Below are 14,748 nucleotides of genomic sequence, written 5' to 3' on the forward strand. Positions count from 1 at the left end.
AAAATTAAACCTAAAAAATAAAGATCAGTGAGTCAAGACGGAAACCAGATGATCGATGATGTCTTGCGCTACTTCCTGTTTGGGCTTCAGAGGATAATCCTCGCGACCCTTGCGATCAATAATGCTAATCTTGTTTGTATCGTGACGGAAGCCGGCTCCCGCATCATTCAGAGAGTTGAGGACGATAAAGTCAAAGTTTTTACGTTCGAGCTTTCCTTCGGCATTCTGCTGTTCGTTATTTGTTTCGAGGGCAAACCCCACTAACAGTTGATTGTCTTCTTTGATCTTTCCCAGACTTGCAGCAATGTCCTGCGTAGCCTGAAGATGCAAGGTCAGTTCTTCTTCCTTCTCCCGTTTGATCTTTTTGCCGGCCACCGTTTCCGGACGGAAATCGGCGACTGCCGCACAAAGAATCCCCACGTCGGAAGTCGGGAAACAGGTTTGCGCTGCCTCATACATTTCCTGAGCAGATTCCACATCTATCCGGTGGATACGCGAATGCTGCGTTTTCAGTTGCACCGGTCCGGCGATCAACGTCACCTCTGCCCCACGACGGGCACATTCTTCCGCCAAAGCAAATCCCATCTTACCGGAAGAATAATTGCCGATAAAACGGACCGGATCGATCTTTTCGTAAGTCGGTCCGGCAGTTATCATAATTTTCCTTCCCTGAAGTTCGGTACTCGCAGAGAAAAACTCGTCCAGCACACGGATAATATTTTCCGGTTCTTCCATACGCCCTTTGCCGACCAGATGGCTGGCAAGTTCACCCGTTGCGGGTTCAATGATGCGATTGCCATAGGAACGCAATATATCCAGATTCTTCTGTGTAGAAGGATGTGCATACATATCGAGGTCCATAGCCGGTGCAATGAATACCGGAGCTTTGGCCGAAAGATAAGTGGTTATCAGCATATTATCTGCTATCCCGTTCGCCATCTTTCCGATGGTGGAGGCGGTAGCGGGTGCGATCAGCATGGCATCCGCCCACAGACCCAAGTCCACATGGCTATTCCACGTACCATCCCGTTGGGCAAAGAACTCGCTGATGACCGGCTTACTGGTCAAAGCCGAAAGAGTGATGGGAGTAATAAATTCTTTTCCCGCCGGAGTAATGACCACCTGCACTTCCGCTCCCTGCTTTATCAGCCCACGGATAATGTAACAAGCTTTATAAGCAGCGATGCTACCGGTTATTCCAAGAATTATCTTTTTTCCTTTTAGCATTATTTTGTAATCAAATTACTCATTTCACGCAGACGGATCTTAGTCAGCACCGCCTTGGTATTCAACGTGAAATCACTGTTTAAAATCCAGCTGTAGTATCCGGGGTCTTTCTTCAGCACCTCGGCTACAGACATTCCTTTATATTTTCCGAAATTAAATACTTCCACACCATTGTCGTCATACACCATCCGTCCGGCAAAGTCCACATTCTTAGTGAAACTTGAATATTCTGCCAAGAAGGCGATGTCGTTCTGAAGATCCGGATAGCGGTCGAGCTGTGCTTTCAGCACCTCATAAGTGGCACGTGTATCGGCCTCGGCCGTATGGGCGTCTTCCAGACTCTTTTCGCAATAGAACTTATAGGCAGCCGAAAGGGTACGTTGCTCCATTTTGTGGAAAATCACCTGTACATCGACAAACTTACGCTTCGTCATATCGATATCTACACCGGCACGAAGAAATTCCTCTGCCAATACCGGAATATCGAAGCGGTTAGAGTTGAATCCTGCCAAATCGCAGCCTTCAATGTCACGGGCCACATTCTTTGCCACCTCCTTGAAAGTCGGGCAGTCCGCTACATCGGCGTCATAAATGCCATGTACGGCAGAAGAGGCTTCAGGAATATGCATTTCGGGATTGATACGCATTGTTTTCGTTTCCTCATTCCCGTTAGGATATACTTTCAGATAGCAAATTTCAACGATCCGGTCTGTGTTGATATTGGTTCCCGTTGTCTCCAGATCGAAGAACACAATCGGGTTTTTCAAATTTAATTTCATTTCTTTCTTTAATGGATAATGGATAATGGAGAATTGATAATGGATAGGAAACATAAAAAATGGATAATTCCTGACCACTGACAGCGCAGCTCATTATCCATTATCCATTCTCAATTATCCATTAAATAATTAATTAATCGTTCAGCATCATCGGCATCAGCAGCATCAGCAAGTCTTCATTTTCTTCCTGTTCTACCGGCACAATGACTCCGGCACGCGACGGGTCGGCAAGCTCGATTACCACTTCATCGGCCGAAATATTGTTCAGGATATCGATGAGGAAAGTAGACTTGAATCCGATGCTCATAGCGGCACCCGAATATTGGCAAACTTGTGTTTCTTCGGCAGAAGTGGAGAAATCGATGTCCTGTGCGGAAATCACAATCTGATTTTCCTGCATACGCAGCTTGATCAAACTGCTTGCCTGTGAAGAAAAGATAGACACACGGCGCAAAGCTCCGATCAGTTGCTGACGGTCTACAGTCACTTTATGAGGGTTGTTCTGCGGAATTACCGAGTTGTAGTTCGGATAGCGTCCTTCGATCAGGCGGCAGACCATGCGGTAGCTTTCCAGCATAAACACAGCGTTGCGTTCGTCAAATTCGATGGTTACTGTTCCCTGTTCTTTCGGAAGCAGGTTTTTCAGCAATGTAGCGGGCTTCTTCGGAAGGATGAACGCGGCACGTTCGTTTCCTTTGGCAGCCAGCGTTTTGCAACGTACCAGCTTATGACCGTCCGATGCCACCATCGTGATGTCTTCTGTTGTAATATCGAAATATATACCGTTCATTACCGGACGGAGCTCGTCATCGGCAGTTGCGAATACCGAACGGTTGATGCCACCCAGCAGTACACCTGCTTCCATCTCCACGCGGACTGCATTTTCGCCCAACACAGCCGACTGCGGAAATTCGTCAGCATTCTGTCCCATCAGACTATATTTTCCGTTCTGATACTGCACGGTGATTTCATAATTGTCCGTGTTGACGTAGAATGTCAACGGTTGTTCCGGAATTTCTTTCAGTGCATCAAGCAATGTTTTCGCTACTACGGCAAAACGCCCGTTTGTATCGCTTTCATTTACCTCAACGGTTGTCACCATGGTCGTTTCACTGTCAGAAACAGTCACAGACAATGTTCCGTCTTCCAATTCGAAGAGAAAACAATCGAGAATAGGCAGCGCATTCTTTGAGTTAATTACACGACTGATAGCCTGTAAATGGCTGGAAAGAGCAGTACTTGAAACGATAAATTTCATATATTTTCGAGTATTTAAGTTTTGAATTATATATCGCACAAAGTTACGAAAAAAGATTCGTGCTGCCCAAGAAAACGAAAGAAAAAACAAGCATTGTGTGAGGGATATTCCTAAAAAATTGTAACTTCGCCGCAGAATTTAAAATTATCGCAATGGAATTTACAGGAAAAATCATCGCTATCCTCCCTCCGAGAGGTGGAGTTTCAAAGACTAGCGGCAACGAGTGGAAATCACAAGAGTTCGTAATCGAAAACCATGACCAATATCCGCGCAAAATGTGTTTCGACGTATTTGGCGCCGACAAAATCGAACAGTTCAACATTCAGATGGGCGAAGAACTGACCGTATCATTCGACGTTGACGCCCGTCAATGGAACGACCGCTGGTTCAACAGTATCCGTGCATGGAAAGTTGAACGTGTAGGCGCAGGTGCTCCTATGGCTCCGGGTGCCCCCGTTCCTCCCCCGGCTCCGTCTGCTACCCCGGATTTCACGATGGGTGACGCAAAAGACGACCTGCCGTTCTAAGAATTAAAAACAATCTGCATAAAAAACTCCCGATGGAACTATTTCTGCCGGGAGTTTTTTTTATGACTGTCCCCTGCAGTAACCAGACACCGAGCTGAAGTGAATTCACCTCGGGGCCAATGCGGATTCAGCAGCGAGGCGAAAAGGACTGAGCAGCGAGGCGAAAGGAATTGAGCAGCGAGACGAAGGAGATTGGACAGCGAGACGGAAAAGCCCCCATGAAGGTATGCCAAAAGTCAATAGTAACTAAACTCTCCTCCTTCAGGAAGGAGGAGAATAGAGATAGAATCGACTTTTTAGTCACCCCCATTCAAGATGGAATCGATTTTTTAGCCCCCACTTTAGTTCTTTTGACACCCCTTCATGAATTCTCTCAAAGGCATCTTACGGAATGGAATAAAAAGTGAATCAGCGGCGGCAAAATTCTCTATTTTTTTTCTTATTAATTCTATTTCTTTAGAATAGAATTATATACTCTTCTCTACTCTACTGGTTTCCATTCGGTTTTCGCGCCCTGCCAGAAGGCGTTTCAGAGCTTTTAGTTTCACAAATTAAGAGTTGTTTTTCCCCTCTATTTTTCGCCTGTTTTTTTCATCGAATTCTATTCGGATTTATACTTCAAAACAATGTTGGGATAAACCACCCCGTCCGCACAAGTAAACTGCGCAAAAAGAATGAAATTACGGAAAAATTCGGAGTTGCGGAGAAAGAATTCCGGCACATAATGAACCTGATGTCCGGACTGTTCGAGTACGTGTCCAAAGTCCGCCATCAACATGAAATGATACGAATCGGACAATCCGTCCGTCCCCGCCCGATAAGCCAAAGCGCCGTCAAGCACTTCGTCATTATCCAGCTGGCGGATATATCGTGACAAACTATCTTCATCGGGGGCAAGCAGTAAACGTCCGCCATAAAATGTAGCGAAAACATGCAAGGACGGCTCTACAAAACTGGTTAGTTGCGTAAACAACGTTGTTTGAGGCAACCTGTACACAGGGTATGCTTTAGAGGGAGTATAACAAAAAGTTATACGTGAATTCCGGCCTGTTCCTTCCTCTGCCGGAGCCGTATTTACCAAAGAGCGCAACATCCTTTCCGCCTCAGCCACATCCATCACCGAGAGACTTAAAACAGCCGCAGGCCCCATCAGAGAGTCTTCCCGCTGGAAAAGACAAGCCACCAAATCCTGCCCCGTATTCTCTGCCAGATAACGTGACAATTCCCGATCCCGATTCAGCACTTCACTCGTTCTGCCTGCCGTCGCATATTCCTGCGTACCGCCATAGGAAAGCAGGGATGCCCAGTCCGTAATGCCCTGTTTACTGAAATAAAAAGCAGTGGAAGGCAGTGTCTCGCCCGGAAATCCTTTGACAGATTCCTGCTGGCGGATTACATTTATAAAGTTAAAACAAGTATCTACATAATGGCTGACTCCGGAGAAATAAATGAAATCATCCTTCAGCTTCATATCAAACTCCGTCCATCCCATCATTCCTGCCAGACGAGTGTAGACGGTAGCAACAGTCGGACTTTTCTTCGGCGCCCGCACTTCTTTAAAAGCAGAGTCGGCAGCCAGCGACTTGCCGGTTTTGCGGATATCTATCACCTCCTCTATCAGCTTTTTCTGACAACTGAGCACCAGAAAGTCTTCCGTCAGATAGCAGGCGAGAAAATCACCGTCCGCCATCGGATAGATAATGATATCTTCACCCTTATAATCGAATGTTTTCGGAGGATAGCCCGACGAAACATATTTCTGCACAAAACGGTCGATCAGCGCACGGTCTCCATTCCCCAACCGGCAGTAAAGCACCTGATTACGATCATTGTCCGGCTCATGGAAACTGATCAGCATCTGATTCATTTGCCTGCTCAGACCGTGAGGAGCATCTTCGAGAAGAGAATAAAGATATTGTTTCAGATAAGAAAAGAGTTTGGAAACATAAAGATACTGGTGATCCCGACTACAGGTCAGCTCATCCACTTCCATTACAAATTCGGCTACATCTTCCGTCGCAAACACTGCTGAAACAGAGGACGGAACCAAGGTATAGAGATCAAAATCTTTCTGATCTTCGGCAGCCGACAACCTAAAAAAAGAGTACAACGCAAAACCTGAGCACAAAAGTACAACAGAAGAAGTGATCGCTATTTTCACTATCGTACGAAGTTTCATAATATTTGCTGTTTATCGGCTAGGGGCAAAAATAATAATTTCTACAAAGAAAACAAAACTTTTGCTAAAAAAATCACCAATAATCAGAAAATGATTTCCATTCCGTCATATGTAAGGTGAATATTTTCAGGAAGCTCCTTCTCTACCTTCTTGTGCAGCCCCATATCATGACTCATGTGGATGAAGTATGTCTCCTTTGCCCGAATACGTTCTGCCACCTTCAATGCCTCCTCCAGATTCTGGTGAGTAGGATGAGGAGCGATACGAAGCGCATTCATAATCAGAACATCTATCCCTTCCAATTGTTCATACGATTCTTCGGGCATGGTCAGCATATCCGTGATATACCCCAGCCTGCCGATACGGTAGCCCAAAATCGGCAGCCGACCATGCATCACCCGCAAAGGCACCACTTCCGTATGGTGGATGGAAAAGGCGTGCCCGACCTCAATTTCCTGCAAGGGAATATCAGGAACACCGGGATAACGGTGATCGACAAAACAATAAGGCATCCGCAAACGCAATGCGCGTGCCACATATTCTTCGGCATAGATAGGAACCGCCCCGAAGCGGCAAAACGGACGCAAATCATCCAGCCCGCCCACGTGGTCATAATGTTCGTGCGTAATGAGCACACCGTCTATCTTCTCAAAAGGAAGGTGTAACACCTGCGCCCGAAAATCGGGCCCGCAGTCTATAAGTATCCGCGCATCTTCCGTCTCAACGATCGCAGACGCACGCAGACGATTATCTTTCGGATCGGCAGAAGTGCAGACCGGACAGGTACATCCAATCTGAGGAACTCCCGTCGATGTTCCGCTTCCAAGTATTCTTACTTTCATTTTCCAACCAAATTTACTTCCGGATGAATGTCTATGCCGAATTTCGCACGAACAGAAGCCCGCACCGCATCCGAAAGCGCAAGGACGTCGCTGCCTTTCGCTCCGCCCCGATTGACGAGCACCAAGGCCTGTTTGTCATGCACTGCCGCCGGACCTAATGCTTTTCCTTTCCAGCCGCACTGATCAATCATCCATCCTGCCGGAATCTTCACTCGTCCGTCATTCAGTTCGTAGAAGGGGATTCGGGGAAATTCCTGCTGCAAGGCTTCCAGTTTTTCGCGCGGAACGATGGGATTCATAAAGAAACTGCCGGCATTTCCCATCACTTTCGGGTCGGGCAATTTGCTTTCACGGATATCGATAATCACTTTCCGGAGGATCGGCAAGGTCAGTTCGGGATATTTTTCGAGCTCCTGACGGATGGTGCCGTAATCTAATGTATACCGTTCTTCCTTACTGAGCCGGAAGCAGACATAGGTCACAAATACGGATTTATTCTCCGGGCGTTTGAAAATGCTGTCGCGATAGGCATAGCCACATTCATCTACAGCATAAACACGCTCCTCACCGTGAATGTTCACTGTTTCGACAGAGGTGATCAGGTCTTTCACTTCCACGCCATAGGCACCGATATTCTGCACGGCACTCGCTCCCACTTCACCGGGAATAAGGGAGAGATTTTCCGTTCCATACCAGCCATGCTCTACGCAATAGCCTACAAAGTCATCCCAGACCACGCCTGCTCCTACCCGTACGGCTACACTCCGTTCGTCCTCTTCCGTCACCTCGATCCCTTCGATGCGGGAATGTAAGACCAGCCCTTCATAGTCTTTGACAAAAAGCAGGTTGCTTCCGCCGCCTATATGCAAAAAAGGTGTCGTAAGGGCACCTTGAGCTATCAATGTCTTCAGTTCTTCTACCGAAGCATATTCCTGAAACCGTTCGGCATAGACATCAATGCCGAACGTATTGTGTGATAAAAGAGAATACATATCTTCCGTTTTTTCGTTGCTAAATACTGGTATCTTCAAACTTATACAGTTGCCATTCGCCTGCTTTCCGCCTGAAATATAGAATATTAGAGAAGCCGTTTCCGATTCCTTTCAAGGCGAGAATCTTTGTCGGCGAGTTATCATCATTCCGCTGTCCGTAATTGATATTCGAAAGGCGGTCTGTAGGCAATGCCGGCTTGAAAGCAAACCACTGGTTCAAATCAAGAGAAGTCTCCAGAATAGAGAAGTCATCGTCCGGATCTGAGGTGACAAAAGCCAGAGGCTCCTGCACACGTCGGCTTTGAAAAAGGCTGTCGGCAGCAAAATGACTGAAAAACTCCACAAAGTCTTCATTTTCATTCCGCTCAACAGGGCGCAGATTGATAGCCTCCAGTATCCATGCCCCTTTGATACGCTCAAAATAATACTTTTTCACCATTCGGGTTTTCACGAATATCCATTCCACCTGAACGGAGGTCAGTGAGGTGTCCCCCACCAAATCCATGTCTTCTTCTTTATCAAACAGGAGCGTATAATAATGCTGTTTGGTAAATAAGTCATCATGCTTCCAGTTGCGTTCTTCGATATTGGTTTTCTCATCTCCCTTGTAATAGGGCAACGGAAACTTGACACGCTGACGCTGCAAGGCATCATCGGAAGCAAAATTATAGATAAAATCGTCGAAAGATTCGTCCGCTTCTGTCGGTTTGGGCTCTTCCGGCAATTCCTCCTGATGGATCGAATCGGCTTTGTGCCGGATAGAATCCACCTCTTGAGTGATAGATGCAAAGGGGTCGATGTTCGTTTTCTTGTTTCCACAGGAACCAAGGATAGTGAGCACCAGAACCCCCGCAATTAGTTTTTTCATTTTTTCAGTTTCTCTCTTAGCTTTTCAAGCATATCCACCGTCATGCTTTCCAGATCGTAAGCCGGCTTCCACCCCCACTCCTCGCGGGCGCAAGTGTCATCCAGACTATCGGGCCAGCTGTCGGCTATGCGCTGCTTCAAAGGATCTACATCATAGATCATCTCGAACGCGGGCACATGCTTCTTGATGGCATGGAAAATCGTCTCAGGGTCGAAACTCATAGAGGCGATATTGAAAGCGTTGCGGTGTATCAGCTTGGTCGGATCTGCTTCCATCAGCATGATTGCTGCGTTCAGCGCGTCCGGCATATACATCATATCCATTAAAGTGCCTTCTTTGATAGGGCACACAAATTTTTCTCCTCTTACTGCCGAATAATAAATATCGACAGCATAATCGGTGGTTCCTCCTCCCGGAGGGGTCACGTTCGAAATGATGCCCGGGAAACGGACAGCACGTGTGTCAACACCGTATTTGTTAAAATAGTAGTCACTCAGCAACTCTGTCGTTACCTTGGTGACTCCATACATAGTACGGGGACGCTGGATAGTATCCTGTGGTGTCTGTGTATGAGGCGTGCTTGCACCGAACGATCCGATAGAACTGGGGGTAAATACCGCACATCCCTGCTCACGCGCCACTTCCAAAACATTCCACAGTCCGTCAATACCAATTTTCCAGGCTAGCTTCGGCTTGGACTCAGCCACCACCGATAGCAGTGCAGCCAAATTATATATGGTATCAATGTGGTATTCCTTCACCACCGATTCAATCATTTCACCATTCGTTACATCGACAACTGCCGACGGTCCCGACTCTTTTAACTCTCCTTTGGGCTCTGCACCCTGGATGTAACCTGCTACTACGTTTGTGTTTCCATAACGCCTGCGTAACTCCATCGTCAACTCGGATCCTATTTGTCCGGTGGCTCCAATAATCAAAATGTGTTTCATTTTTCCTTTTAAATAAAAGTGTTAAGCTAAATAGTGCGCAAAGTAAGCACTTTTTTTTCAGATTTAAATCAAAAAGATATTGTTTATTCCAAGAAAAATCGTGTCCTTTGCACCATTAACTTAATCACTCAAACATTATGTACGGTAAAATGAAAGAACACCTCAGCCAGACACTGGCTGAAATTAAGGAAGCCGGACTTTACAAAGAAGAACGACTGATCGAAAGTGCGCAGCAAGCTGCCATCACTGTAAAAGGAAAAGAAGTGCTGAATTTCTGCGCCAACAACTATCTGGGACTGTCCAATCACCCCCGTCTGATTAAAGCTTCTCAAGAAATGATGGAGCGCCGTGGATTTGGTATGTCATCTGTCCGCTTCATCTGCGGAACGCAAGATATACATAAGGAACTGGAAGCTGCTATCTCGGATTATTTCCAGACAGAAGACACCATTCTGTATGCAGCCTGTTTCGATGCCAACGGAGGTGTGTTCGAACCGCTTTTCAGCGAAGAAGACGCCATCATCTCGGACTCTCTGAACCATGCTTCTATCATCGACGGCGTACGTCTTTGCAAAGCGAAACGCTATCGCTATGCCAACGCGGATATGAAGGATCTGGAAAGATGCTTGCAAGAAGCTCAGGCACAACGTTTCCGTATCGTTGTTACCGACGGCGTATTCTCTATGGACGGCAATGTAGCACCTATGGATCAGATCTGTGACTTGGCCGAGAAATATGATGCACTCGTAATGGTGGACGAATCGCACTCTGCAGGTGTGGTTGGCGCTACGGGCCACGGCGTCAGCGAACTGTACAAGACTTACGGACGCGTAGACATCTATACGGGAACACTGGGCAAGGCTTTCGGAGGCGCATTGGGAGGATTTACCACCGGCCGCAAGGAGATCATCGACTTACTGCGTCAGCGCAGCCGTCCTTATCTGTTCTCCAACTCATTGGCTCCGGGTATCATCGGTGCAAGTCTCGAAGTATTCAAGATGCTGAAAGAAAGCAATGCGCTGCATGACAAGCTGGTAGAGAATGTAAACTATTTCCGTGACCAAATGACAGCTGCCGGATTTGACATCAAACCGACACAAAGTGCCATCTGCGCCGTTATGTTGTATGATGCCAAACTCTCTCAGATTTATGCCGCACGCATGCAGGAAGAAGGCATTTATGTGACGGGATTCTATTATCCGGTCGTTCCGAAAGAACAGGCACGTATCCGTGTACAAATCTCTGCCGGACACGAGAAAGCACACCTCGACAAATGTATCGCTGCTTTTATTAAGGTTGGCAAAGAACTAGGAACCTTGAAATAAGTAATAAGTAATAGGTAATAGGTAATAATCGTAGCTGCCGGTAGCTTTACCCGCATGACTTATTACTTATTACCTATTACTTATTACCTATTATTTATTACCTATTACCTATTTTTCAAGATGGAAGAACTTACGCTCACTACTCCTGCTTTGCTTTTTTCGGCTGTTTCGCTGATTTTGCTGGCTTATACCAATCGTTTTTTATCGTATGCGCAGCTGGTGCGACAGTTGCGGGACCGCTATATGGAAAATCCTACGGATATCACGGTAGCACAAATCGAGAATTTGAGGAAACGGTTGAATCTGACACGCACGATGCAGGGACTGGGGATAGCAAGCCTCTTTTTCTGTGTAGTCAGTATGTTTCTTATTTACATCGGACTGCAGTTGTTATCGGTTTATGTATTCGGACTGGCATTGATACTGTTAATCGCTTCTTTGGGTGTATCCTTCCGCGAAATACAGATTTCTACCCGCTCGCTGGAGATTTATCTGGGAGCTATGGAAAAAGGAAAGATAAAGAAATAGCCCGGCAGGGAAGTTGATAAGTAAGATAAAAAAAGAAGCTGTCTGAATATAAACCCAAACAGCTTCTCTTATATAATTTTCTATTTTTCAGATCATTATCAGCGTTGTCCCAGTTGTGAATCAACAAAGAAAATACCGGTATCACCAGCTTTCTTGATTTTATCCACAATTCCCTGTGCAGTAGCTTCTTCTTCTACCTGTTCGCGGACAAATCCCCACAAGAAATCCTGAGTAGCTTTATCTTTTTCAGCAGCAGCCACATCTACCAGCTTGTCTACCAATGCAGATACATGGCATTCGTGTTTGTAAACGTGTTCAAACACTTCCAGCGGAGTACCCCAGCCATTGGGAACCACATCAATCTTGTCAACTATAGCAGTTCCGCCACGTTTGATGATGTAATCGGCCATTGCATAAGCATGTCCCATTTCTTCCTGAGATTGTTTCTTCATCCAATGTGCAAAGCCACTGAAACCTTCTTTCTCAAAGTAGAAAGACATTGCCAGATACAGGTTAGAAGACCACATTTCAGCAGTGATCTGCTCATTGATTGCTTTCTGTAATTTTTCTGAAATCATAATCGTATATTTTTATTAAGTTGTTAATGTAGTTTTCTTTTGAACTCATTACAAAAATAACAAGATTTCAGTTAAAATTGTTCCAAGCTCCCTGCATTTTTAAACTACATTCACATTTTATTTACACCAGCTCGTCCGAAGTGTATCCTTTCGGCAGTTCACGACAGTTGTATCCGGATGCCATAATCTCACCATAGGCACCTGCGGAACGAAGTGCAATCAGGTCTCCCCGCTTCACTTTGTTCAGGTCAATCGCTTTACCGAAAACGTCTGATGATTCACAGATCGGACCTACTACGTCATAAGCCTCTACAGGTTCTTCTGAAGTGATGTTTTCCATCTTGTGGTAAGCCTGATACAAAGCCGGACGAATCAAGTCTGTCATACCTGCATCGAGGATGGCAAATTTCTTCTTCGTTCCCTGCTTTACATACAGCACTTTCGATATCAGAGAGCCGCACTGTCCTACCACCGCACGTCCCAATTCAAAGTGCAATGTCTGATAAGGACGCAGTTTCAGCTGTCCGGCATAGGTAGCAAAATAGCTTTTGAAGTCCGGAACGGACTGGCGGTTAGGATGACCGTAGTCAATGCCCAGACCACCACCGACATTGATATGCTCTACCAGAATACGGCGGGCTTCGAGCTTGTCCTGCAATTCATTCACCCGGTTACAAAGAGCGATGAAATCGCCCATATCCAATATCTGCGAACCGATATGGAAGTGCAGACCGATGAATTTTACATTCTTCATTTCCAAAGCCACATCGATCACCCTGTCCATGTCCTGCATACTGATACCGAATTTGTTTTCAGCCAGACCGGTGGTGATATTGGCGTGCGTATGCGCCCCGACATCCGGATTGATACGGAAAGCGACATTAGCGATCTTATTTTGAGCGGCAGCCAGTTCGTTGATGACTTCCAGTTCGGGGATAGACTCTACATTGAAACAGAAGATGCCATATTCCAGTCCGAGGTTGATCTCCCAATCCGCTTTCCCGACTCCGGCAAAAACGATTTTATTGGCAGGGAATCCGGCACGGACAGCGGCACGGATTTCTCCGCCACTCACGCAGTCTGCTCCCATTCCGCTTTCACGGATAATGGTAAGTACTTTCGGATTGGCATTCGCCTTCACGGCATAATGTACGGAATAGCTAGGATATTTGGCAACCTCTTGGTTAATAGCCGACAATGTATCACGCAGCACTTTCGTATCATAATAATAGAAAGGTGTCTGCAAAGTACGGAATTTATCGATTGGAAATATTCCTTTCATAATTCAAGAAACTTGTTTAGTTAGTTAAAAAGAGCGCTTTTATCAGTATCAATAAAAGCGCTCGTATTATTTGTGGAATTATTTGTTGTTGAAAAGCATATCGCTCAGCGACTGCAACGCCGTCTTCTTATCGCAATCCCGGATAAGGAAGGAAATGTTGTAGTTACTTCCTCCAAAGGAAATCATTCGTACAGGTATATCCCGCATCGCATCAAGCGCTTTAGCTTCGAAACCGACATTCTCCCATTCCAGGTCACCTACTACACAGATAATACACATATCCTTGTCAACAGTGACAGTACCGTATTTTTTCAGGTCGTCCAGAATCTCGTTCAGATGCTTGGTGTTGTCTATTGTAACAGATACACCGACCTCTGAAGTACAGATCATGTCAATAGAAGTCTGATAGCTTTCAAAGATCTCGAATACTTTACGCAGGAAACCATGAGCAAGCAACATACGGCTTGATTTGATCTTGATAGCTGTAATATTGTTTTTGGCAGCTACGGCTTTAATCTTACCTTTCTCCGTGTCATTAGAAATTAGTGTTCCGGGAGCATCCGGGTCCATTGTATTCAGCAGACGTACAGGTATATTGGCATATTTAGCAGGCTGGATGCAAGTCGGGTGCAGGATTTTTGCACCGAAGTAAGCCAGCTCGGCTGCTTCTTCGAAATGCAGCTGACGAACCGGCGCTGTCTTGTCCACAATGCGCGGGTCGTTATTGTGCATACCGTCGATGTCCGTCCATATCTGGATTTCGGAAGCCTTTACGGCAGCACCGATCAAGGATGCGGTGTAATCGCTGCCACCACGCTGCAGGTTGTCTATCTCACCGTAAGCATTGCGGCAGATGAAACCTTGTGTGATGTAAATCTCCATATCCGGATACAGTTCCAGTTGTGTCTGCAGTTTCTCCTTAATATATACAGGGTCCGGTTCCGCGTTCTTGTCAGTACGCATGAATTCCAAAGCCGGAAGCAATACGGACTTCACACCGCATTCCTGCAGGTAGAAGTTGACCATAGCCGTAGAAATAAGCTCTCCCTGTGCCAAAACCACTTTCTCTTCGAACAAAGTGAAAAGGTCTTTAGTATAGGAGCGGATGTAGTCGAAGTGAGACTTGATGACTTCCAAACCTTTCTGTTTATATTCCTGAGTTGCAAAAAGCTCATCAACGTGCTGTTTATATTTTGATTCCAGCTTATTGATAATCTCGTTGGCACCCTCCGGATTCTTCTTATACAGATAGTCCGAAATTTCCACCAATGTATTTGTTGTTCCTGACATTGCAGAAAGGACAACAATCTTCTGTTCACCATCGGTAATCAATTTGGCTACTTCCTTCATCCGCTGAGCAGAACCCACGGAAGTTCCTCCAAACTTTAAAACTTTCATTTTCGTTACTGT

The 14,748-nt window shown here is 45.9% G+C and carries 14 protein-coding genes; 3 read left to right on the top strand and 11 right to left on the bottom strand.

The window, feature by feature from the left end; translation table 11 throughout:
* Nucleotides 1–24: 24 nt before the first annotated feature.
* The 3 genes from coaBC to dnaN form a co-directional block, all read right to left on the bottom strand.
* The gene (gene coaBC / locus NBH01_RS10090) at nucleotides 25–1,227 is read right to left on the bottom strand and encodes a bifunctional phosphopantothenoylcysteine decarboxylase/phosphopantothenate--cysteine ligase CoaBC (RefSeq protein ID WP_008764920.1); all 1,203 of its coding nucleotides are present in this window, start codon (nucleotides 1,225–1,227) and stop codon (nucleotides 25–27) included.
* Nucleotides 1,227–2,006: a 3'-5' exonuclease gene (locus NBH01_RS10095; protein WP_008762413.1), complete on the bottom strand. Its 780-nt coding sequence runs from the start codon at nucleotides 2,004–2,006 to the stop codon at nucleotides 1,227–1,229. Before NBH01_RS10095 ends, coaBC begins: the two co-directional genes overlap by 1 nt.
* Before the next feature lie 133 nt (nucleotides 2,007–2,139).
* A complete protein-coding gene (gene dnaN / locus NBH01_RS10100) occupies nucleotides 2,140–3,264 on the bottom strand; it encodes a DNA polymerase III subunit beta (protein WP_008762412.1) in 1,125 nt (374 codons plus the stop codon).
* 152 nt (nucleotides 3,265–3,416) lie between these two features.
* Between dnaN and NBH01_RS10105 the strand changes: the two genes are divergently transcribed.
* Nucleotides 3,417–3,791: a DUF3127 domain-containing protein gene (locus NBH01_RS10105; protein WP_008764919.1), complete on the top strand. Its 375-nt coding sequence runs from the start codon at nucleotides 3,417–3,419 to the stop codon at nucleotides 3,789–3,791.
* A gap of 601 nt (nucleotides 3,792–4,392) precedes the next feature.
* On the opposite strand, the gene NBH01_RS10110 is transcribed toward NBH01_RS10105, so the two are convergent.
* From NBH01_RS10110 to NBH01_RS10130, 5 genes are all read right to left on the bottom strand, one after another.
* The gene (locus tag NBH01_RS10110) at nucleotides 4,393–5,970 is read right to left on the bottom strand and encodes a DUF3352 domain-containing protein (protein ID WP_011107741.1); all 1,578 of its coding nucleotides are present in this window, start codon (nucleotides 5,968–5,970) and stop codon (nucleotides 4,393–4,395) included.
* Nucleotides 5,971–6,053: 83 nt separating this feature from the next.
* Nucleotides 6,054–6,812 (bottom strand): MBL fold metallo-hydrolase, encoded by a 759-nt coding sequence (locus NBH01_RS10115; RefSeq protein ID WP_011107742.1) that lies wholly within the window; start codon nucleotides 6,810–6,812, stop codon nucleotides 6,054–6,056.
* On the bottom strand, nucleotides 6,809–7,804 hold the full coding sequence (murB, locus tag NBH01_RS10120; protein WP_008764915.1) for a UDP-N-acetylmuramate dehydrogenase: 996 nt from the start codon (nucleotides 7,802–7,804) through the stop codon (nucleotides 6,809–6,811). The genes NBH01_RS10115 and murB overlap by 4 nt, the downstream gene beginning before the upstream one ends.
* A gap of 19 nt (nucleotides 7,805–7,823) precedes the next feature.
* Complete coding sequence (locus NBH01_RS10125) at nucleotides 7,824–8,672, bottom strand: DUF4348 domain-containing protein (protein ID WP_008762407.1); 849 nt, start codon at nucleotides 8,670–8,672, stop codon at nucleotides 7,824–7,826.
* Entirely contained in the window at nucleotides 8,669–9,625 is a 957-nt protein-coding gene (locus NBH01_RS10130) for an NAD-dependent epimerase/dehydratase family protein (protein ID WP_008762406.1), read from the bottom strand. The genes NBH01_RS10125 and NBH01_RS10130 overlap by 4 nt, the downstream gene beginning before the upstream one ends.
* A 137-nt stretch (nucleotides 9,626–9,762) precedes the next feature.
* Between NBH01_RS10130 and kbl the strand changes: the two genes are divergently transcribed.
* Together kbl and NBH01_RS10140 are read left to right on the top strand one after the other, a co-directional pair.
* Entirely contained in the window at nucleotides 9,763–10,950 is a 1,188-nt protein-coding gene (gene kbl / locus NBH01_RS10135; RefSeq protein ID WP_008762405.1) for a glycine C-acetyltransferase, read from the top strand.
* Nucleotides 10,951–11,070: 120 nt separating this feature from the next.
* Nucleotides 11,071–11,478 (top strand): DUF2721 domain-containing protein, encoded by a 408-nt coding sequence (locus NBH01_RS10140; RefSeq protein WP_008762404.1) that lies wholly within the window; start codon nucleotides 11,071–11,073, stop codon nucleotides 11,476–11,478.
* A gap of 98 nt (nucleotides 11,479–11,576) precedes the next feature.
* On the opposite strand, the gene NBH01_RS10145 is transcribed toward NBH01_RS10140, so the two are convergent.
* From NBH01_RS10145 to NBH01_RS10155, 3 genes are all read right to left on the bottom strand, one after another.
* Nucleotides 11,577–12,056 carry a ferritin gene (locus tag NBH01_RS10145; RefSeq protein ID WP_008762403.1) on the bottom strand — a complete coding sequence of 160 codons (480 nt, stop codon included), beginning with the start codon at nucleotides 12,054–12,056 and terminating at the stop codon, nucleotides 11,577–11,579.
* Between the two features lie 121 nt (nucleotides 12,057–12,177).
* Nucleotides 12,178–13,338, bottom strand: a complete 1,161-nt coding sequence (gene lysA, locus NBH01_RS10150) for a diaminopimelate decarboxylase (RefSeq protein ID WP_008762402.1) — start codon at nucleotides 13,336–13,338, stop codon at nucleotides 12,178–12,180.
* Nucleotides 13,339–13,416: 78 nt separating this feature from the next.
* Nucleotides 13,417–14,736, bottom strand: coding sequence for an aspartate kinase (locus NBH01_RS10155; protein ID WP_008764912.1), 1,320 nt, complete (start codon nucleotides 14,734–14,736; stop codon nucleotides 13,417–13,419).
* Nucleotides 14,737–14,748 lie beyond the last annotated feature (12 nt).

Source organism: Bacteroides sp. B1-V-101 (genome assembly GCF_023656585.1).
GTDB lineage: Bacteria > Bacteroidota > Bacteroidia > Bacteroidales > Bacteroidaceae > Bacteroides > Bacteroides thetaiotaomicron.